This window comes from Alloactinosynnema sp. L-07, from assembly GCF_900070365.1.
Lineage (GTDB): Bacteria > Actinomycetota > Actinomycetes > Mycobacteriales > Pseudonocardiaceae > Actinokineospora.
The window spans coordinates 1,550,299-1,570,453 of the sequence record NZ_LN850107.1 but is presented as its reverse complement, the minus strand read 5'-3'; the positions used below and the strand labels follow the sequence as shown (position 1 = coordinate 1,570,453).

The 20,155-nt window shown below is 68.7% G+C and carries 17 protein-coding genes; 11 read left to right on the top strand and 6 right to left on the bottom strand.

Annotation, left to right across the window (positions count from 1 at the left end):
- The first annotated feature begins 70 nt into the window (after positions 1 to 70).
- Both BN1701_RS07515 and BN1701_RS07510 read left to right on the top strand, forming a co-directional pair.
- Positions 71 to 1,429 carry a glutamine synthetase family protein gene (locus BN1701_RS07515; RefSeq protein ID WP_054046783.1) on the top strand — a complete coding sequence of 453 codons (1,359 nt, stop codon included), beginning with the start codon at positions 71 to 73 and terminating at the stop codon, positions 1,427 to 1,429.
- A complete protein-coding gene (locus BN1701_RS07510) occupies positions 1,426 to 2,535 on the top strand; it encodes an amidohydrolase family protein (RefSeq protein ID WP_054055698.1) in 1,110 nt (369 codons plus the stop codon). Before BN1701_RS07515 ends, BN1701_RS07510 begins: the two co-directional genes overlap by 4 nt.
- On the opposite strand, the gene BN1701_RS07505 is transcribed toward BN1701_RS07510, so the two are convergent.
- Positions 2,536 to 3,645, bottom strand: coding sequence for a serine hydrolase (locus BN1701_RS07505; protein ID WP_054046781.1), 1,110 nt, complete (start codon positions 3,643 to 3,645; stop codon positions 2,536 to 2,538).
- 223 nt (positions 3,646 to 3,868) lie between these two features.
- On the opposite strand from BN1701_RS07505, the gene BN1701_RS07500 reads away from it, so the two are divergent.
- A complete protein-coding gene (locus BN1701_RS07500) occupies positions 3,869 to 4,801 on the top strand; it encodes a GNAT family N-acetyltransferase (protein ID WP_054055697.1) in 933 nt (310 codons plus the stop codon).
- A gap of 25 nt (positions 4,802 to 4,826) precedes the next feature.
- Here BN1701_RS07500 and BN1701_RS07495 read toward each other — a convergent pair whose 3' ends face one another.
- Entirely contained in the window at positions 4,827 to 6,350 is a 1,524-nt protein-coding gene (locus BN1701_RS07495) for a GMC family oxidoreductase (protein ID WP_054055696.1), read from the bottom strand.
- Positions 6,351 to 6,726: 376 nt separating this feature from the next.
- On the opposite strand from BN1701_RS07495, the gene BN1701_RS07490 reads away from it, so the two are divergent.
- The 7 genes from BN1701_RS07490 to BN1701_RS07460 all read left to right on the top strand — a co-directional run bounded on the left by BN1701_RS07490 (position 6,727) and on the right by BN1701_RS07460 (position 16,055).
- Entirely contained in the window at positions 6,727 to 8,418 is a 1,692-nt protein-coding gene (locus BN1701_RS07490; protein WP_054046779.1) for an aminotransferase class V-fold PLP-dependent enzyme, read from the top strand.
- Positions 8,419 to 8,543: 125 nt separating this feature from the next.
- Positions 8,544 to 11,318: an AAA domain-containing protein gene (locus BN1701_RS07485; protein ID WP_054046777.1), complete on the top strand. Its 2,775-nt coding sequence runs from the start codon at positions 8,544 to 8,546 to the stop codon at positions 11,316 to 11,318.
- Positions 11,319 to 11,414: 96 nt separating this feature from the next.
- Positions 11,415 to 11,876, top strand: coding sequence for a MarR family winged helix-turn-helix transcriptional regulator (locus BN1701_RS07480; protein WP_054046775.1), 462 nt, complete (start codon positions 11,415 to 11,417; stop codon positions 11,874 to 11,876).
- Complete coding sequence (locus BN1701_RS07475) at positions 11,876 to 12,340, top strand: hypothetical protein (protein ID WP_054046772.1); 465 nt, start codon at positions 11,876 to 11,878, stop codon at positions 12,338 to 12,340. Before BN1701_RS07480 ends, BN1701_RS07475 begins: the two co-directional genes overlap by 1 nt.
- Before the next feature lie 232 nt (positions 12,341 to 12,572).
- Complete coding sequence (locus BN1701_RS07470) at positions 12,573 to 13,952, top strand: Asp23/Gls24 family envelope stress response protein (protein WP_157367809.1); 1,380 nt, start codon at positions 12,573 to 12,575, stop codon at positions 13,950 to 13,952.
- A 184-nt stretch (positions 13,953 to 14,136) separates the two neighbouring features.
- Entirely contained in the window at positions 14,137 to 14,961 is an 825-nt protein-coding gene (locus BN1701_RS07465; RefSeq protein WP_054046768.1) for a peptidoglycan-binding protein, read from the top strand.
- A 110-nt stretch (positions 14,962 to 15,071) separates the two neighbouring features.
- Positions 15,072 to 16,055, top strand: a complete 984-nt coding sequence (locus BN1701_RS07460; protein ID WP_054046766.1) for a serine hydrolase — start codon at positions 15,072 to 15,074, stop codon at positions 16,053 to 16,055.
- Positions 16,056 to 16,215: 160 nt separating this feature from the next.
- Here the strand turns inward: BN1701_RS07460 and BN1701_RS07455 are convergent, their stop codons facing one another.
- The 4 genes from BN1701_RS07455 to BN1701_RS07440 all read right to left on the bottom strand — a co-directional run bounded on the left by BN1701_RS07455 (position 16,216) and on the right by BN1701_RS07440 (position 18,776).
- Positions 16,216 to 16,800 (bottom strand): hypothetical protein, encoded by a 585-nt coding sequence (locus tag BN1701_RS07455; RefSeq protein WP_054046764.1) that lies wholly within the window; start codon positions 16,798 to 16,800, stop codon positions 16,216 to 16,218.
- A 60-nt stretch (positions 16,801 to 16,860) separates the two neighbouring features.
- The gene (locus tag BN1701_RS07450) at positions 16,861 to 17,604 is read right to left on the bottom strand and encodes a hypothetical protein (RefSeq protein ID WP_054046763.1); all 744 of its coding nucleotides are present in this window, start codon (positions 17,602 to 17,604) and stop codon (positions 16,861 to 16,863) included.
- Complete coding sequence (locus BN1701_RS07445) at positions 17,597 to 18,115, bottom strand: RNA polymerase sigma factor (protein ID WP_054046761.1); 519 nt, start codon at positions 18,113 to 18,115, stop codon at positions 17,597 to 17,599. The genes BN1701_RS07450 and BN1701_RS07445 overlap by 8 nt, the downstream gene beginning before the upstream one ends.
- 85 nt (positions 18,116 to 18,200) lie before the next feature.
- Complete coding sequence (locus BN1701_RS07440) at positions 18,201 to 18,776, bottom strand: TetR/AcrR family transcriptional regulator (RefSeq protein ID WP_054046759.1); 576 nt, start codon at positions 18,774 to 18,776, stop codon at positions 18,201 to 18,203.
- A 60-nt stretch (positions 18,777 to 18,836) separates the two neighbouring features.
- On the opposite strand from BN1701_RS07440, the gene BN1701_RS07435 reads away from it, so the two are divergent.
- Positions 18,837 to 19,997, top strand: coding sequence for an agmatine/peptidylarginine deiminase (locus BN1701_RS07435; RefSeq protein WP_054046756.1), 1,161 nt, complete (start codon positions 18,837 to 18,839; stop codon positions 19,995 to 19,997).
- Positions 19,998 to 20,155 lie beyond the last annotated feature (158 nt).

Below are 20,155 nucleotides of genomic sequence, written 5' to 3'. Positions count from 1 at the left end.
GCCCACCCGCGAAGCTCTCTTGCAGTCTGATCGGCGCCGGGTCCGTCACTGGCCGTGGTAGAACCGTTACGTGAACGATCGCATCCCCGCAGATCCGGCACCGGCTGAACGCGCGGTCCAGCGGCTGCGCGACTCGGGTGTCGACATGGTGGAGGTGTCGTTCGTCGACAACGCGGGCGTCGTCCGGGTGAAGGCGGTGCCGCTGGACCGGCTGCCCGCGGTGGCCTCGACCGGGGTGGGCGCGTCGCCGTGCTTCGAGACCTTCGGCGCGGACGACATCGGCGACGCCGGCCGCTACCTCGGTGGACCGGACGGCGACCTGCGGCTCGTCCCGGACGTGCGCAGGCTGGTCGGGCTCGCCGCCATGCCAGGGTGGGCTTGGGCGCCCGCCGACAAGTTCACCCAGGACGGTGCCCGGTTCGTCGCCTGCCAGCGGGCGTTCGCCGCCCGGCAGGTCGACGCCGCCCAGCGCCTTGGCCTGCGGCTGGTGATGGCGATCGAGCACGAATGGATCCTCGGTGCGGACAGCGACGAGTTCGTCCCGGCACTGCACGGTCCGGCGTACGGGCAGGTCCGGTTGGAACAGGTCGCCGGGTACGCCCGGGAAGTCGTCGCGGCGCTGCGCGCACAAGGTCTGACCGTCGAGCAATTCCACCCGGAGTACGCGACCGCGCAGCTCGAACTGTCCGTGGCGCCCAACGATCCAGTGGCGGCCGCCGACGACGCGCTGCTGGTGCGCCACACGATCCGTTCCGTCAGCCACAGCCATGGCAAGCGGGCCTCCTTCGCGCCATCGGTCGACGGCGTCGGCGTCGGCTCGGGTGCGCACCTGCACTTCTCGGTGCACGACGCTGACGGCCCGGCTTTCCACGGCGGCGACGGGCCGCTGGGGCTGCGCACGTCCGGCGAAGCGTTTCTTGCGGGCGTGCTGCGCGAACTGCCCGCCCTGGTGGCGATCGGCGCGGGCCACCCGGCGAGCTTTCTTCGGCTGCGCCCATCCCGCTGGGCGGGCGCGTGGCAGTGCTGGGGACACGAGACGCGCGAAGCGGCGCTGCGGATGATCACCGGGGTGATCGGGACCGAGCCGCGATCCGCCAACGCCGAGCTGAAATGCGTCGACGCCAGCGCCAACCCGTATCTGCTGGTCGGCGCGGTCATCGCGGCCGGACTCGCCGGTGTCGACGCGGACCTGCGGCTGCCCGCCCCGATCACCGGGGACCCCGCGACCCTCCCCGAGCCGGACCGGGTGCCGCCGCTGCCCGCCGCCGCGGCCGAGGCGGCGGACGCGCTGGAATCCTCGACCGTGCTGGCCGCGGCGCTGGGCCCGGAACTGCACGACGCGATCATCACCGTCCGACGCGGCGAACATCGGCGCTGCGCGGGCCTGAGCGAGGCGGACCTGGCCGCCGCCACCAGGTGGGTCTGGTGATCACCGACGGGCTGCCGCTGGTCGACCACCACTGTCACGGCGTCATCCCCCGAGACCTCGACCATCGCCGGTTCACCGCGCTGCTGGGCGAGGGCCGCGGCCACGGCGGCGACCCGTTCGACTCGATGCTGGGCCTGGCGATCCGCAAGTGGTGCGCCCCCGTGCTGGGCCTGGCGCCACACAGCACCCCCGCCGAGTACACCGAAGCGCGCATATCCCTCGGCGCCGAACAGGTCGCTACCCGCCTGCTCCTGGCCACCGGGGTCACCGACTGGCTGGTCGACACCGGCTACCCGCCCGACGCCGTCATGCCCGGGCAGATCGGCGGCGGCGCCGACCACGAGATCGTGCGCGTCGAGCAGGTCGCGGAGACCCTGGCCGGGCAAGGCGATCTCACCCTCGACGCGCTTCGCGAACGGTTGGCCGAGCGCGGTAAGCGCGCGGTCGCGTTCAAGACGGTGATCGCCTACCGCTGCGGTCTCGCCGTTCCGCGCACGCGTCCCGACGACGCCGACGCGCGCCGGGCGGCCGACCGGTGGCAGCGGTCGGGACAGGCGCGGCTGACCGACCCGGTCCTGCTCGCGTGGCTGCTGCACGAGACCACCGTCATCGGCGCCGAACTCGGCCTACCAGTCCAGGTGCACACCGGGTTCGGCGACGACGACCTACGGCTGGACCAGGCCAATCCAGTGCTGCTGACCGACTTCCTCAGGTCCACCAAGGACAATGGGGTGACGGTCGTGCTACTGCACTGCTGGCCGTTCCACCGCGAAGCGGGCTACCTCGCCCACGTCTTCGGACACGTCCGCGTCGACGTAGGACTCGCCGTCCCGCTCGTCGGCGCCAGAGCGGACACGGTGTACGCCGAACTGCTCGAACTCGCGCCGTTCCCGTCGGTCCTCTACTCCTCCGACGGCTGCGGCGTCCCCGAAACCCACTACCTCGGCGCGGCCCTGTTCCGCCACCACGTCGGCCGCCTGATCGACTCCTGGATCGCCGACGACCTGATCACGACCGCCGACGCCGAGCGGGTGGTCCGCGCGATGGCGACCGCCAACGCACGGACCACCTACCCACGCCTCAGCCTGGCTGATCAGGTCGCGTGACTACGGGCAGAACACCTCGTTGATCACCTGCTCGAACCCGGCGAGTTCACCCGCCTCCGGTCCGGTGGTGACGGAGAGTTCGAGCCGGGTCCTGGCGTCCTTGGTGGTGACCGCGACGCTGACGTAGCCGGGGATGCCGCCGTCGTGCCCGATCACCGTCGCCCCGCACGGCAGCGGGATCGACGTGATGCCGAGGCCGTACCCGTCGGTGAACGGCAGACTCTTGGTCAGCTCGGCGAGCTGCGCGGGCCGAAGCAGTTCGCCCCGCAGCAGGGCGGCCATGAACCGGTCCAGGTCGGCCGTGGTCGAGACCATCTCGCCTGCCGCCCAGCCCCATGACGGGTTGAGCCTGGTGACGTCCACCGGCGGGTTGGTCGGCTGGGAGTACCCATGGGCGTGTGGTGCGGGCATCGTGACGCGGTCGCCGGGCACGCTGGTCTCCCGCAGGTGCAATGGCCGCAGGATTCGATCCCGGACCGCCTGTTCGTACGGCGTGCCGGTGATCTTCTCGATCAGCAGGCCGACCACGATGTAGTTGGTGTTGGAGTAGCTGAAGTCCGTGCCCGGCGGGAAGTTCAGCGGGTGCGAAGTGGACAGTGCGATCAGTTCGCGGGGCTCGTAGTGCTTGAACCTGATGGTCTCGAACCCGGCCGGGTCCAGCGGCAGCGAGTCCGTGTAGTTGTAGAGCCCGCTGGTGTGCTGCAACAGGTTTCGCACCGTGATGGTGTCGCCGTCGGGCAGCAGGCCGGGCAGGTAGGTCGAGATCGGCGTGTCGAGTCCGATCTTGCCTTCGCCGACCAGCTGCAGGACCACGGTGGAGACGAAGGTCTTGGTGATGCTGCCGATCCGAAAGTGCCCATTTGTAGGCACCGGCCGGATCTTGCCCACCTCGGCGACTCCGCTGCGCGCGGTGAACGACACCCGGCCATCGGTGATCCGGACCTGCACCCCCGCGGCACCATCGGCGGCCATCTTGTCCAGTCCGGCCTGCACCACCCCCCGATCGACCCGCGGCGCGGCGCCCTGCGCGGCGGCGCTCGCCGCACTGGTGACGGCGAGCGCCGTGACGGCCGCGATCACCCCAGCGACCCGCATTCCCCTGGTTCTCATATGTTTCCTCCCGAAACCGTCAGCTGACAGTCCGAGTCTTTCCACGATGCCCTCGGGCGCGCCACATCCTCAGGTAGGAGTCGAGGTCATCCTCTAGGTGTAGATCTTCCCCTAGGGTCTACGGAGCGCCGTGCCCGCGGACGTCGGCGTCCCCCGGTTATCGGGTTGCGGCAGCGAGACCCGCCGAATAGAACTGTGGCTAGCCTCATGAGAGAGAGTGTCCTTGACTTCGCACCAGCACGACCTGACCGTGCGGCCGCTCACCGGACCCGATGAGCTGGACCTGTTCAACAGCTTGCCGTATGTCATCAACGATGAGGTCGCCGACGACCTGGCGACCAATCGACGGCGGCCGGAGTGGCTGTGGCTCGCTCTGCGCGGTGACCGCGTGGTGGCGCGGGCAGGCTGGTGGTCGCAGGCCGGCGATGAGCACCCGCTGCTCATGGACATCCTCGACATCGACGGCGACATCGACGACGGTGTGCGTTTGCTGGAAACCGCCCTGCCAACGGTGGTTCCCACCGGCGCGACGCCCCCCGAGTACTGCCGGTGCCTCCCCGCGGACTGGCGCGACCACGAGACCACGCGGCAGGCGGTCGACGTCCGGATGGGCGCGCTCGGGCGGGTCGGGGCGAAGCTGTTCGTCGAGCGGCTGCGGCTGGAGTGGCGACCCGGCACGCCCATTCCCGAACCCACCGGGCGACTCGCCTTCCGGCCGGTGGGCGACCCGGGCGAACTCATCGAGCTCATGACGCTCGTGCTGGACGGCACCCTCGACGCGCACAGTCGCGACGACCTGACCCGCATGACCCCCAGTCAGGCTGCGCACAAGCAGTATCGCGACGAATTCGAGCGCTTCGCCAGCCCGCCCGACTGGTGGCGGATCGCGACCCTTCCCGACGGTGAGCCGGTCGGGTTCGTGACGCCGGCGCACAACGGCTACAACCCGATCATCGGGTACCTCGGCGTGGTGCCCGCGCATCGCGGCAACGGATACATCCACGACGTTCTCGCCGCGGGTACCCGCGTACTCGCCGAGCAGAACGTACCGCGGATCCGCGCGGCGACCGACGTCGGCAACACACCGATGGCGGCGGCCTTCGCCCAGGCGGGCTATGTCACCTTCGAACGCCGGATCGACATGACCTGGCAGTGACCGCGACCCCTTTCTGCCCCGACGGTCACAGGTCGTTGGCGATGATGTTCTCGATGTTCCGTTCGGCGAGTGCGGTGATGGTGACGAACGGGTTGACGCTGGTGTTGCCAGGAATCAGCGCGCCGTCGATGACGTAGAGGCCGGGGTGGCCGTGCAGGCGGCCGTAGTTGTCGGTCGCCTTGTTCAGTACCGCGCCGCCGAGAGGGTGGTAGGTGAGCTGGTCACCCCAGGTCTTGCAGAAGCCGAACAAGTCGGTGCGGTAGATCGTCCCCTCCTTCGCGTTGATCTTGTCGAAGATCGTCTTCGCGGCCTCGATCGCGGGTTGTTTCCACGCCGTCCGCCAGTTCAGGTCGACCTTTCCGGTCGTGGCGTTCCAGGAGAACTCGGCTCGGTGCGGGTTCTTCGTGATCGACAGATAGAGGGAGGCGTAGGTCTCCATCCCGGTCGGTATCGGCGCAACCTCGGCGAAGGCGCCGCCCGCGTCCCAGTTGTCGATACCCGCGGTCGGCATGGACGCCTGCAGCGCGCCGGTCGGATCCCACATGTGGTTGGCACGGCCGCACATGACGTTGCCGTTGTCGCCCCAGCCCTTGCCGATCTCATTGTTCAACCCGGGCAGCCCACCGGTGGCCTTCAGCTTCGTCAGCAGCTTGCTGGTGCCGACACTGCCCGCGGCGAAGAAGACCTTCGCCGCGGTGGTGGTCACCGACGCCGTGGTGTTTCCCGCTGTGTCGAGCCAGTCGATGGCCACCGTGTAGCCGCCGCCCGCGGTCGGGGTCACCGACGTGACCTTGTGCAGCGGCGAGATAGTGACCCGACCGGTGGCCTTGGCCAGGGCGAGGTAAGTCTGTTGCAGCGTCTTCTTGCCGTGGTTGTTGCCGTAGATGACCTCGGCGGCCAACGCGGACCTGGGCGCGGACCCGGCGGCTTCCCGCTTCATATAGTCGAAGTCGTACACGCTGGGCACGAAGACGAACTGGAGCCCCGACCGCTGGGCGTGCTTGCGGCCGACCCGAGCGAAGCGGTAGCACTCGGCGGTCTCCCACCAGACCGGGTCGACGGTGTTGACGCCCAACACGGCGTTGGCGCGCGGGTAGTACACGTTGTACATCTCATCGACATCGACCGACGGGAGGACAGCCCTGAACCGCTCGCGCCGCGGCGTGACCGCCATGCCGCCGTTCACCAGCGACCCGCCGCCCACACCGCGGCCCTGATAGACAGTGATGCCGCTGAACTCCTCGGCGTCGAGGATCCCGGTGTAGCGCGAGATGTCCTTGTCGACCGGGAATCCGAGGAAGTTGCTGAGGGGTTGTTTGGTCTTGGTGCGCAGCCAATACGACCGGTGGTCCGGGTTGGTCATGTTCGCGAAGATCGTGCCGTCCGGGCCCGGGGTGTCCCAGGCCAGGCCCATCTCGACCATATGGACATCGACCCCCGCCTGGGCCAGCCGCAACGCGGCGACCGCACCGCCGTACCCGGTGCCGATCACCAAGACCGGAATCCGCGTCGTCGCGCTTGCTTGGCCTGCCAACGCTGCCACACCAATAATGGAACCTGTTCCTACAAGAAACGCACGACGGGTGACACGCTTAGATGCGCCTAATGGCCCTGTTTCGTCCATGATGGGACCCACCCCACTCTCGCTGGATTAGAACTTGTTATACTCGCGAGAGCGGGTGAAGTCACTACTTCCTTAACGGCATCTTTGCGTTCGCCACCGCCGCCCTTGACGGACAGGTGGACTTCCCTCGACGGGACCGTTCGTCACTCGCGGCCACCGCGCCATCACAAACTTCCCGATTTTCGCTGTCGGTCGCCTGCAGAAGGGGTCCTTGGCCCCTTCCACCGAGGACCACCGGCCTCAGCGCCGCCGTGGCCAAGCGTCCAGACTGGACCGGTATCGACGAGGCAGGGAGTCCGCCGTGACGACGTCCGCACGGCCCAGCGACGTGTCCGCTCCCGTGCTGCTCGAACGAATCCGCCGGGGCCTGGTCGGCGAAGGCGAGATCCTGGACGGTCCTTACGGTCCGCACAGGATCACTTACGCCGATTACACGGCCTCCGGCCGGGCGCTCGACTTCGTCGAGGACTTCGTCCGCGAGCACGTCCTGCCGCGCTACGCCAACACCCACACCGAGAGCTCCGGCACCGGACTGCACACCGGGCTGTTGCGCGAGCAGGCGCGCGACATCATCCACGCGTCCGTCGGCGCCACGGCGGACGACATCGTGATCTTCTGCGGGTCGGGTGCCACGGCCGCGGTGAACAAGCTGATCGGCATCCTCGAACTCCGCGTCCCCGGCGGGATGGATGAGCGCTACCGGCTCAGTGACCACATTCCCGCCGCCGACCGGCCCGTCGTGTTCGTCGGCCCCTACGAGCACCACTCCAACGAGCTGCCCTGGCGTGAGTCCGTCGCCGACGTCGTCGTCATCGACGAGGACGCCGACGGCCACATCGACCTCGACCAGCTCGAGCGAGGGCTCCAAGAGCACGCCGATCGGCCGCTGCGGATCGGCAGCTTCTCCGCCGCCTCCAACGTCACCGGCATCCTCACCGACACCGACCGCCTCGCGTCGATCCTGCACCGGCACGGCGCTCTGTCCTTTTGGGACTACGCGGCCGCCGGACCCTACGTCCCGATCCGGATGGCCGAGAGCGCGCCGGGGCGAGGTGACCACAAGGACGCGCTCTTCCTGTCACCGCACAAGTTCGTCGGCGGCCCGCAGACGCCTGGAGTGCTCGTCGTGCGGCGCGACCTCGTCGCCAACCGGGTCCCGACCACTCCCGGCGGCGGTACCGTGGCTTTCGTCGGCCCGCTGGGCCATCGCTATCTCGCCGACCGGGTCGCCCGGGAGGAAGGCGGCACACCGGCGATCGTGGAGTCCATCCGCGCGGGGATCGTGTTCGCGCTCAAGGACTCGGTGGGCACGGACCTCATTCAGACCAAGGAAGAACGCCTCTGGCACAACGCCGTGGACCGCTGGTCCGCCCATCCCGGCATCCAGGTGCTCGGCGACCACCGGTCGGCCCGACTGTCCATTGTGTCCTTCCAGATCCGGGCTGGTGAGCTCTTCCTGCACCACAACTTCGTGGTCGCCGTCCTCAATGACCTGTTCGGCGTGCAGTCCCGCGGCGGCTGTTCGTGTGCCGGGCCCTATGGACACCGGCTCCTCGCGATCGACCCCATCCGGTCCCACGCCTACGACGACGAGAGCGCCCGCGGCTGTGACGGCATCAAACCGGGGTGGGTCCGGCTGAACTTCAACTACTTCATCTCCGACGCCGTCCGGGACTATCTCGTCGACGCCGTCACGCTCCTCGCCGACCACGGCACACGGCTGCTGCCCGACTACCGCTTCGACGCGCACACCGGCCTTTGGCGCCACCACCGTTCTGACGAGTTCATGCCCCACGTACCGAATCTCCGGCGACCCGAGCACGCGCCGACGGCCGCCGCACTCGGTGAGGACGCGCTGGTCGAGCACCTCGACCGGGCCCGGCGGATCCTCATGGCCAAGGCGGACGTCGCCGTCGACGGGCCCAGCGGGCTGGCCGAGGACTTCGAGTCGCTGCGCTGGTTCGCCCTGCCGCCCGGCTGCGTAGCGCCGTAAGGCAGCAGCTTCGGCGAGCACGCCATGCGCCACCTGCTGATCCTGCGGAAGTGGTAGCCCTGCCGTATCCAACCAGTCGCCCTCCGTGACGTACGATCATGATCACGTTGGACTGGGGGGTACGCGTGATCGATCCACGCCGTGACGCTGTGTTGATTCGCCAGGATGAGTCACAGCCGTTCATCGACAAGACGTCGAGCGTCTCCCGATACGCGGTCCACACCGCGATCGGGAAAGTCGAGATCGACTTCGGCGGAAGTCGAGTATTCAAGTACGGGCTGAAACGTGTGCGGATCCTCCGTAGTCCCACAAGTGTCAGCCTCGGCGATGGAACCGGAGTCGAGGTCGACGGCGTTGTCTGGGCGGGCGCGACCGAGGTCTTGACCTTCGCCCATCCAGAGGGCGCGTGGACTCGGATCTTCTACCGAAAGGCGAGGGGCGAGGCATACAGCACCTACCCCGCTTCGAAGGTCCGCGTCCTCGCCTCGGCCACGCGGAATCAAGCTGTGGCCGACGTGCTGGGCTACTGGCGCGGCGTCGTGGCGCGTCTGCCCGCGGATGATCCGCTCAAGCCGCCCTACGAGAAGCTGCGTTTCGTCCACCCGGACAGTGTGCTGGGCTCGTTCCTGGCCGGTGCGCCGATCGGGTCGAGGCCCCTGTCCGCCGCCCCGATCTTTCCCTTCCGCTGCAACATCAGCCAGCGGCGAGCGGTCGAGAACGCGCTCACCCGTTCCCTCTCGGTCATCGAGGGGCCACCGGGCACTGGCAAGACCGAGACCATCTTGAACCTGATCGCCAACATCATCGCGATTGAGGGCAAGACCGTCGGCGTGGTCTCGTTCGGCAACACCGCCGTCGACAACGTCCGGGACAAGCTCGACAAACTGGACTTCGGGCACGTGATCGCCAACGTCGGACGACGGGAGAAAAGGGCCGAGTTCTTCGCGGGGCAACCGGATCGCAACGCACGCGTCAGCAGGCTCGTGGACCTCGCGCCGCCGTACCCCCGGGACCCCGGACGCCTAGCGGCTCTGGACCAGCGGCTGCGCCTGCTGCAAACCGCCGAGCGCACCCGCGCCGAACTGCGGCAAGCACTCGACGCCCACCGGCTGGAGCTGCGGCACTTCGAACAGCACGTGCGGCAGGAGCAGGTGCCTGAGCTGGCCGGCCTCCCACTGCTGCGCCGTTCGGCCGACCGCGTCCTCGACTACCTGGCTGAGAGCGAGGTGGAGCACGCCGGTGCCCGTCCAGGGCTCTTGCGGCGGGTCCGGAAGTATTTCAAGTACGGATCCTTGAGCGGGCTCGACCATGGTGACACCAACGTGGTGCTCCGACTGCAACGGGCGTACTACGACAAGCGGATCGCCGAGTTGGAGCAGGAGATCGGGCGAACCGAGGACCAACTGCGTCATGCGGACTTCGACCAGTTGGCCGAGGAGCACCAGCGGCTGTCGGTCCAGGTCCTGAGCGCTCACCTCGGCACTCGCTACCGGGGCCTCCAGCGCACGACGTACCAGGAGGAGACGTACCGGCGGGGTGGGACGTTCACGAAGTTCGTCATGGACTATCCGGTGCTGCTGAGCACCTGTCACTCGTTGCGAGCGAGCATCGCTGAGGGATACCTGCTCGACTACCTCATTATCGACGAGGCTTCGCAGGTCAACCTGCTGCTGGCCGGACTGGCCATGTCGTGTTGCCGCAATCTCGTGGTAGTCGGCGACCAGCGGCAGCTGCCGCCCATCCCGCTCGACGCCGCGGCCGACCTTGACCCGCCGACGCCTGCCCACGACTGCCGACAGCACAGTCTCCTCTCCTCGCTGGCCCAGTTGCACGGCGACGATCTCCCGCGGACGCTGCTGCGCGAGCACTACCGGTGCGACCCAGCCATCATCGGCTTCTGCAACAAGAAGTTCTACGACGGCGAACTCATCCCGTACACCATCAGCGGAGCCGACCGGCCCATGATCGTGGTGCGCACGGTCGAGGGCAACCACATGCGCCAACACCGCGGCGGCGGCCGCTCGAACCAGCGCGAAGTGGACGTCATCGCCCACGAGGTGATCCAGGAGTACGGCTTGGGCGTCGCCGACGACGAAATAGGTGTCACCACCCCGTACCGGCTTCAGGCCGACAAAGTCGGCGACGCGCTCGACCAGATCGCCGCCGACACCATCCACAGGTTCCAGGGCAGGCAGAAGGATGTGGTCATCCTGAGCACAGTCCTGGACGAGACGTGGAGCGGTCGGACCGGTATGTCCTTTGTGGATGACCCACGGATGATCAACGTGGCGGTGTCGCGGGCGGTCCGGCGGTTCATCCTGGTGACGAACCACGCCCTGCTGCCCACCAGCCGCCACATCCGGGACCTGGTCGGCTACATCCGCTACCACAACCCCGGCGAGGACATCGTGGACAGCACGGTGGTCTCGATGTTCGACCTGCTTTACAGCGCGTACTCGGCACGGCTGCGCCCGCTCGCCGCACGGCTGAGAAACGAGATGAACTTCCGATCCGAGGACATAATCTGGACCACGCTGCACGACATCCTCGCCGAGCGCGAGTACTTACATCTGACCGTGAGCTGCCAGATCCTCCTGCGGAACCTGCTTCCCGACCTCAGCTGGCTCACCCCCGATCAGGCCACCTACGTGCGCAATCGAGCATCGGTCGACTTCGTCGTCTACAACCGGGTGACCAACCAGCCGACGCTGGCCATCGAAGTCGACGGCTTCGCCTTCCACGAGAACAACCCAGACCAGCTCCGGCGAGACTCGATCAAGAACGAGATCCTGCGCGCACACCGGCTGCCACTGCTGCGACTGAGCACCACAGGCAGTCGAGAGGACGCACGAATCCGCCAGGCGCTCGACAACGCGGAATCGGCGTTCGGCCCCGGGTGACCGCGTCCCCGCTCACCCGGGCGCGCTCCACGCCCCATGGGCCGGGCGATTGCGGTAGTATCGGTTGTTATAACAACTGATATTGGTAGGAGGCACATGACGGACTTCAGGCTCGACGACTCGGCGGGATTCGTCATCAACCGAACCGCCATCCACCTCAAGCGCGCTCTGCTGCACGCGTTCCGCGGCAGCGGCCGCACGGTCACCGCCGAGCAGTGGGCGCTGCTGACCCGGCTCTGGGAGGAGGAGGGGCTGTCCCAGGTGGAGCTGGCCGAACGGACGTTCAACGACAAGCCGAACGTGACCAGGATGCTCGCCCTGCTTGAGCGAGACGCCTACGTCTTCCGCAGGCAGAACGAGCAGGACCGACGGGCGTTCGAGGTCTTCCTCACGGAGGAGGGCAGGCGACTCCAGGCGTCCCTGGTCGCCCTCGCCCAGGATGTGCTCGCCCGGGCGCTGGACGGGATCAGCGACGAAGACGTGGCCCACCTCAACCAGACCCTCCGGCGCATCGACGCCAACCTCGCGTCTCAGGACCCACCCCTAGGAGGAGAATGATGAAGACCCGCGTGCACGCCGTCGCCGGGACCCTCGGCTTGGTCCTGATCACCACTTTCTTCGTCGCCTCCGTCGTGGTTGAGCTCGGTGGTGACCACAACACCATCGCCGGGACGAAGGCCCTGATCCTCTACGGGATCATCGCGCTCGTCCCGAGCATGATGATCACCGGCGGAAGCGGCAGAGCGCTGATGGGAGCGCGCCGCGGGCCGCGGGTGCGGGTCAAGCAGAAGCGGATGATCGTCGTCGCGGCGATCGGACTCGGCGTGCTCACCCCGAGCGCCATCCTGCTCCAGCGACTGTCCGCAGGCGGCGACTTCGGCACCACCTTCGTCGTCCTCCAGGCAGTGGAGCTGCTCGGCGGCGCGATCAATATCGCCATGATGAGCTTGAACCTGCGCGACGGGATGCTGCTGACCGGCCGCCTCCGGCGCAGGCGGAGCACCCCGGCCACCCTGACCTGACCGTTCCGGGCCCGGGGGGCTTGACGCGTGTGGTTTCCTGACGTCACAACGGCTTCCCCGCCGCCTGAAGTTGGGGCCGGGGTTCGGTGTCACGAGGGTCGAAGTGCCGGGTTGAACACTTGGCGAACGTGCCGCAACGGCTCGACGACGGCCGCGATACCGCCGACCGTGTGAAGCCGTGTCTCAAGCTGAACAGCGTTGGGACACAAGGAAATCTCGAAGGCGGGGCCAAGTGATCAGAATCATGGGTGTGGTCCTAGCATGGCGCCGTCTGCTCGCCTCCCCCCGTCGTCGCTCCCGAAAAGGGGAAACCACAACCATGTCTGACGTGATCAACAGCATCTTCGGCCGTTCCAAGAACGACACCAGCCGGACCGGCGGCTACACCCCGGCCGCCCCCGCCACCGACCCCATCCAGGCCGACCCCATCCTGGCCCACGCCTCGGACGCGCCCACCGAAGCGATCGAGATCGTGAGGGCCGAGACCGTGGCCCCGGCCGACGACGCCGCCAAGACCGAGGGCACCACCGCCGACGCGGACCTCGACACCGATGCCTCGACCGAGGCCGCGGGCGACGCCGACACCTTGGATGAAGCCGCCGAGGACACGGATGCCGTCGCTGACGGGGAGTCCACCGACGATGACCAGGCCGCGGACGAGGTCGAAGACGCCGAGACCGTCGAGGCGGACAACGCGGAGGACGCGGTGACCGACGGCGAAGCGGCGGAGGGTGACGAAGCAGCCGAGGACGAAGCCGTCACCGAGGACAACGCGGCCGAAGGCGACGACACGGCCGAGGACGACACGACCGACGAAGACGCAGCCGCCATCGAGGACAACGCGGCCGAAGGCAACGACACGGCCGAGAGCGACGCAACCGACGAAGACGCAGCCGAAGACGAAGCCGTCACCGACGAAGCAGCCGAGAGCGACGAAACGGCCGAGGACGACGCGACCGACGGCGACGTGGCAACCGAAAACGAAGCCGTCACCGACGACGAAGCAGCCGAGAGCGATGCGGCCGAAGGCGACGCGGCCGAGGACGAGGCCGTGATCGAGGTCGACGCCGTCGAGTCCGACGAAGCGGTCGCCGGCGAGGACGGCGCCGAACTCGCCGATGAGGACGGTGCGGTCGCGGAGGTGGCCGAGTCCGTCGCCGACGAAGCTGTGGCTGGCGAGACCGTGGCTGACAAGTCTGATGACGCGCCGGTGGCTGTCGCCGCCGAGTCGGCCATCGTCGACATCGACATCGACCAAGCTGAGCTGGTTGTCGAGCCCGCCGCGGAGCCGGTCGCGGCCGACACGCGGCCCGCAGCGGGCACCCGCGGTAGCACGACGGTCGGCGACGGGGTCGTCACGAAGGTCGTGAACATGGTGGCCCGCAAGGTCGACGGTGTGCACGACCTCGGCGACGAGAGCATCGCGGTCGATGTCGACGGCGTCATCGCCACGATCAAGGTCTCGCTGGTGGTCGACTTCGGGCACGCGGTCAACGCGGTGGCCGAGCAGGTTCGGATCAGCGTGATCGACGCCGTCGAGAAGTTCCTCGGCCTCGATGTCGTCGCGGTGGACGTCCACGTCACCGACATCCACCTGCCGGACGCTTTCTGACCTAACTCTATGGGAGGACACGGTCTTGGGTGACGTACGCACCCAAGACCGAGCTTCTCGCCGCCGCCTGACGGGTGCCCACTAGGGCGGCTTCCGCGTGCCCAAAGGAACGACCTCCTGACCGGCGCGGTCGTCCCGGTGGGGGCGGGACACTGCGCGGAGGCGGCGAGGAGATGAGGGCACCATGGCTGGGCAACCCGACCTGTCCCCCGGTGAGAGCTCCGAGTGGGTGCAGTACCTGCAGCAGTTGCTGAACCACCACTACCAACAAACCGTGGTCGCCGAGAACGGCGAGTTCGACGACGCCACGGCCAACGCGGTGCGCCACTTCCGCACCCAGAACGGCCTTCCCGACGGCGACACCGTCGACTCGTACGTGTGGGACCTGCTGGCGGATGCCCAATCCCAGCCCGACGACTCAGGTTCCGGTGGGTCCTCGGCCGGTGGTGACGGCTCGGGGGGCGCCCCGCCGTCGGGGAACGACGGGCAGCATGGCAATGGCCCCGGCACCGATCCGAACGCCCCCGCCGAGGAAGAGGCGGACAGCGACTGCAGGCACTTGACGTCCGAGGAGGTCAGCGAGGCATACCAGGTCTACGGCGACCAGTTGGACACCTCCGGCATCCTGGTCTGCGAGTCGTCGGTGATGTCGGTCGGCGGCTACGCGCGCACGCTTCCCGACGAGATCTACTTCCCCGTCGGCACCCTCGCCAGCCCGCCGTCGGGCTTCATGAAGTGGCTCATCCACGAACTCGGCCACTGCTGGCAATACCAGCAGGGCGCGTCTGTCCCCGGCCTTATCCTCTCCGCCCTTGGCGGCGACTACGACTACGGCGGCGAGCAAGGCCTGCGCGACGCCGCCGCCGCTGGGCAGCCGTTCGGCGACTTCGGCTACGAGGAACAGGCTTCGATCCTGGCCGACTACTGGTCGCTGATAGGCGGCGACACCTCCGCGTACGACCCGTACATCGAGTCGGTCAAGAACGGGACCTGGCAGTCCGCCCCGTGACCTGAACCGAACGGCCGCACAGGCAGGCAACGCTCTGTCCACAACAGTCGGCGCGCGGCCGACGATAATGGCGGGCGTCGGCGGTACGCGGCCAGGTCGGGAGTCCAACGGTGACGGATGTGCATGGGGATGCGACGCTCGCGGAGAGCGTGCGCGAGTTCGCCGGTGATCGGCACCGGCCGTTCGCCGTCGCCGCGGTGTCGCCTCGGGGTACCCGGGTGGCGAGTGTCGGCGCCGACTCCGCCGCGGACTTCGAGATCGGCTCGATCTCCAAGGGGATCACCGGCCTGCTCTACGTCGACGCGCTCGCGCGCGGGGAGATCGCCGAGTCGACCAAGCTCGGCGAGCTGTTGCCGCTCGCCGACACCCCGGCGGGGGGCGTGACGCTCGCGTCGATCAGCACCCACCACTCGGGTCTGCCGAGGCTGCCCAAGTCGGCGGCGCCGCTGCGGCGAACTATCGCGCTGTGGCGCCACGGCACGAATCCTTACGGGGACAGCCTGGACGAGCTCATCGCCCAGGCGCGAACGGTGAAGCTCGGGAAGCCGCGCGGCCGCTACTCCAACCTCGGCTACCAGTTGCTCGGCCACGCGATCGCGCGCGCGGCGGGCCTGACCTACCAGGATCTCGTCCGCCTGCGGATCGCCGAACCGCTCCGTCTCGACACCTGCTCGGTACCCGCCAGTCCGGACCAGCTGCGGCCCGACGCCTTGGTCGGCAAGAACAAGAAAGGCCGGGAGCAGCAACCGTGGACCGGCGAGGCCCTCGGGCCCGCGGGCGGCATCCGCGCCTCGATCGGGGACATGGCTCGCCTCACCGCCGCTCTGCTCGACGGTTCCGCTCCCGGCATGGCCGCGCTGGACCCGGTCTCAGGCTTCGCGGGCCCAGCCCGCATCGGCGCCGCGTGGCTCACCTTCGGCCGTGGCGAGCGGTCCGTCACCTGGCACAATGGCGGGACCGGCGGATTCAGCTCCTGGCTGGGCCTCGACCGCCCGGCGGGAACCGGGGTGGTCATCCTGTCAGCGACCTCGGCGTCGGTCGACCGTGCCGGATTCGCTCTCCTCAAACGACTCACGGGCGATGAAGGCTGCTAGTGCGTTGACCACGAACCTTCACCGGGTCTCGACCTGCCCACGACGCGCCTGGCTGCGTTGTCGGAAAGCCCAAGTACAACCCGGTACTACGGTCTTCCCTCCGCCTTACCAGCCACGCCGTGGACAGGCCGATACCCGGCGAACGTCCGTGGTCAACGCATTAGCTGATCAACTTGGCTTGCCGGACTCGCTGTACGCGCACGACAGCCGCGGTGAGCAGAGCGCCGACGGCGAGGCCGCCGATTCCCCACTCCCATCGGACATCCCGGGGCGCCGCGACGGGTTCCGCGGCGGCGAGGGTGGTCGCGGCGGTGTCGACGATCTGCACGGACTTGGTGGTGACGCCGAGGGTGTCGAGCAAGACGGCCAGTTCGCGGGGTGACGAGCTGGTGTGCCAGGTCGCGGGGGCATCCCAGATATTGCCCCCGTCCGGGCTGATGGTCCTGGTCTCGATGACCGGCCCCGATGACGTGAGGTAGATGCGGTCGGTGCGCCAGACCTCGACATCGTGGATCAGCCACGCTGCGGTGACGTACGGGCTGGACTCGTCGGCGGGCGCCGTGCTGCCACCCACGACGGCGTTCTCGAGTCGCTTGTAGGCGGAGTCGGTGTGGTAGATCGCCGCGACCCGCTCGTGTTCGGGCGAGGCGAGCAGCACGCTGGTCGGGCCGCCCGCCGAGGCGGGCGGCGCACCGAGGACGAGCAAGCCGATCGCGGCGAGCAAGGGCAGGATGGTGGCGCGCATGGCGGGGCCTCCTTGTGTTGGCTGCCCTGACTACACCGCCCGCCGCCGCCTGGTTCCGGTTCAGCGGGCGGACTCGGCGATCGCCACCGCGCGTTCCCGGTCCAGGTCGCCTTCCAGCCGGAGGGTGACGTTCCCCGACTGCCAGATGAGCGTGCGCCCGGCCAGCCGCGCGGGCTCGGTGCGCTGTGACCCGTCGGGCGCCTGCACGACGATGTGGTGCGGGCGCGGCAGCCACAGCGCCTCTGCCCCTCCGACGGAGGTGAACTCGACCTCGTCGTAAACGGTCTTGACGAAGTACGGCGCGAGCCGCTGGCCGACCTGGTCCAGCCGCACCGGCCCGTCGGGTCCCCCCGTCCATGACATCGACACGGCCACCCGGTCGGCCGAGACCCAGGTCGCCGCGGGCGGCCCGAGCGCCTCCGGCACCACCACGTCGAACGCCACCATGGTGCGCGCCTGGTCGAGGGTGACGGCACCGAGCGCCGTCGGCGGCGCGGGCGCGGTCGACGGGCCCGCCCCGGTCGAGGTGCGGATCTCGACCGCGCCGAACCCGAACCACTCCGCCACCGCGGCGCGCACCGGCGGCGTGAGCGCGCCGACCAGCACCAAGCCGGTCAGCAGCGACACCAGCGCCCGCCAGCGGGCCCGCGCCCACCAGACGATCCGACGGAACCGCCCGGCCTTGACCGGCACGGGCTCCGTGGCCACGCGCGCGAGGACCGCCGCCGTCAGCTCGGCGGCGGGCTCGGGGGCCGGAAGGCTCGCACCGAGCGCGCGCAGGTCGCGGATCAGGGGATCAGTCATCGGCGGGGTCCGTTTCGAGCGACGTACGCAGCCGCCGCAGCGCGCGCGACAGCCGTGACTTCACGGTGCCGCGCGGCCAGCCGAGCACGGTCGCGGTCTCCCGTTCGTCCAGGTCGAGCAGATAGCGACAGGTCACCACCAGCCGATAGGACTCGGGGAGCACCTCGACCGCCCGGACCAGCTCCGCGCGCTGGGCCCTGGCCTGCACCGACAGCTCCGGGTCCGCCACCGGCTCCGGCAACAGGGCGGCCACCTCGGTCGCGCCGCGCCGCCGGGCCGAACGCCGCAGGTTGTTCGTCTCGTTGGCCACGATCCGCAGCAGCCACGGCCGGAACGGGGCGCCGTCCCGGAACCCGCCCAGCGCCCGATACGCCTTGACCAGCGACTCCTGCACGACGTCCTCCGCGTCCGCGCCCGCGCCGAGCAGCACCGCGACCCGCAGCGCGACACCGGCGTGAGCGCGCACGAGATCGCCGTACGCGCCCGCGTCCCCGGCGCGCACCCTGGCCACGGCTTCCGCGTCCGCGTCGATCCGCGTTGCTCCCGTCAGTGCGTCTATGGATAGGAGTACACCGCCGACCGCCAGGAGGTTCCACTCAGCCGTCGCCGAGCTCCATCGTGATCGCGGCGCGGAGAAGTTCCTGTGCCCGGCCGACCGCCATCGAGCCACTCAACCAGCGTTCGCTGAGGCCCTCGACCAGGGCCGTGAGCCGCTCGGCGGCGTCGACCGGGTCGACCGTGGCCGGGATGAGTCCGGCCGCCATCGCGCGCTGGATGACGTCGGCGACCTCGCCCACCCAGACGGCGGTCGAGTCGCTGAGTTGCTCGCGCAGGCCGTCGTCGAAGACCGCACTGGCCCGTAGCTCGCCCCAGGCCACGCTGTTGGCGCGGGTCACGGGGTTGTCCTGGATCTCCAGCAGGAGCAGCAGTTCAAGCTCGGCACGCGGGTTCTCGGCGGCGGCCGCCGCTTCCGTGGTGTAGTCCCCGGCCGTGTCGCTGACGAACTCCAGGGTCTGGCGCAGCAACCCGGCGCGATCCCCGAAGTGGTAGTAGATCAGCGCCGTGGAGACACCGGCTTCGGCCGCGAGTTCCTCGACGCGCAGCCCGCGTACCCCGGTCCGCGCGATCACCCGCACCGCCGCTTCCAAAATCGACTTCTGTCGCTCCGACACAGGCTCACGCTAGTGGAGCCGCCGTTTGACTGAAAATCCAGTCAGTGTCACGATGGGCCCGTGTCCACCCTTCAAACCGCACTGTCGCGCCGAACCGTGCTGCGATCCCTGAGCGGCGTGCTGACCCTCGGCGCCGTGTCGTGCACCGAGCCAGTGCCGCCGACGACCGCAGAGACGACCGTCCCCCGTGGTCCCGCCACGAGCACGCCGCAGGCCGAACGCCGGTTCGGCGCGGAGTGGGAACGGCAGTCGCGAACGTTCATGTCGTGGCCCACCAAGGCGATCTGGATGGAGGACACCGCCGCGGTGCGGGGCGACATAGCAGGCCTGGCGAGGGCCATCGGCGAGTTTCAGCCGGTGGTCATGCTCGCCCGGCCCGAGGATGCCGACCAAGCCCAGCGCGCCTGTGGCGACGACGTCGAGGTCATCCCGATCGCGGTAAACGACCTGTGGGCCCGCGACACCCTGCCGGTGTTCATCGAGGAGGCGGGCACACTCAAGGGCGTCGACTTCCACTTCAACGGCTGGGGCAACAAGCAGAACCCACACGACTCGGATGCCGCCGCTGCCGCGGCCGTCCTGGGCAAGTACAAGATTCCTAGCGTGGACACGTGGCTGGTTACCGAGGGCGGTTCGTTGGAGACCGACGGCGCGGGCACGTTGCTGGTGACCGAGAGTTCGATCGTCAACGAGAACCGGAACCCGGGCAAGACCCGCGACGAGATCGAGGCCGAACTCAAGCGGGTGCTCGGTGTGCGGAAGGTGATCTGGTTTGAAGGCGTGCGCGGCCAGGACATCACCGACGCGCACATCGACTGCCTCGTGCGTTTTACCGCGTCCGGCGCGGTTTTGCTGGATCGCGCCTTTCCCGGCCTGGCACCTGATCACTGGTCGCGGTCTGCTGACCAGGCCAAGGAAGTACTGAGCGCGAACACTGACGCTCATGGGAAGCCGTTCACGGTCGTGGACCTGCCCCAGCCTGACCCGGACAAGATCACCGGGACTGGGGACGACTTTGTGTCCACGTATCTCAACTTCTACGTCGCCGACAAAGCTGTGTTCATCCCGAAATTCGGCGATGCGGCGGCCGACAACCGTGCCGCACAGATCATCCGGGACAACTTTCCGGATCGGGAGATTGTCCCAGTGTCGATCGACGCAATAGCCTCAGGTGGCGGCGGCATCCACTGCGCCACTCACGATCAACCTGCGATTGCCTAGCCAGCTGACCAGACTGCCCTAAGGGGACCGCAGGTCCCTGCTCTTCCCCCTGCACCCTCGTCCCGGCAATCCCTTATCCGGAAACAGGGCTGTCAAGGGTCAGCTTGCTGATCGCGCAGCGACGCCGCAGGCGCCCTTGACAGCCCTGTTTCCGGATA

What these genes read in the sequence shown, in the direction of transcription:
- BN1701_RS07455 (WP_054046764.1), bottom strand. Translation starts at nt 16,800, where the DNA reads ATGCGCGCCACCATCCTGCCCTTGCTCGCCGCGATCGGCTTGCTCGTC.
- BN1701_RS07480 (WP_054046775.1), top strand. Translation starts at nt 11,415, where the DNA reads ATGACGGACTTCAGGCTCGACGACTCGGCGGGATTCGTCATCAACCGA.
- BN1701_RS07465 (WP_054046768.1), top strand. Translation starts at nt 14,137, where the DNA reads ATGGCTGGGCAACCCGACCTGTCCCCCGGTGAGAGCTCCGAGTGGGTG.
- BN1701_RS07450 (WP_054046763.1), bottom strand. Translation starts at nt 17,604, where the DNA reads ATGACTGATCCCCTGATCCGCGACCTGCGCGCGCTCGGTGCGAGCCTT.
- BN1701_RS07475 (WP_054046772.1), top strand. Translation starts at nt 11,876, where the DNA reads ATGAAGACCCGCGTGCACGCCGTCGCCGGGACCCTCGGCTTGGTCCTG.
- BN1701_RS07505 (WP_054046781.1), bottom strand. Translation starts at nt 3,645, where the DNA reads ATGAGAACCAGGGGAATGCGGGTCGCTGGGGTGATCGCGGCCGTCACG.